Consider the following 252-nt stretch of genomic DNA (forward strand, 5'->3'; position numbering starts at 1 on the left):
GCCCGTCGGCCCGTGGCAATAGGGAATGCCGCAATCCATGCAGCGCGAGGCCTGCCGGCGCACTTCCGGCTCCGGCAAGGGCAGGACGAATTCCTTGAAATGCCGGATGCGGTCGGACGCCGGCTGGTAGCGCTGTTCCTGCCGATCGATCTCCAGAAAGCCTGTGACTTTAGCCATAACTACGCTTCACCCGTCATTCCCGCTGCCGCGCTCGCAATCGTCGTGCCGAAAGCCCGCCGCCGGAGGTCCCGC

At 65.5% G+C, this 252-nt stretch carries 1 pseudogene; it reads right to left on the minus strand.

Annotated elements, in window-relative coordinates:
* Nucleotides 1-177, minus strand: a pseudogene (gene gltD, locus CH341_RS33000) (glutamate synthase); the annotation flags it as partial.
* Nucleotides 178-252 lie beyond the last annotated feature (75 nt).

This window comes from Rhodoplanes roseus (assembly GCF_003258865.1).
Taxonomy (GTDB): Bacteria; Pseudomonadota; Alphaproteobacteria; order Rhizobiales; family Xanthobacteraceae; genus Rhodoplanes; species Rhodoplanes roseus.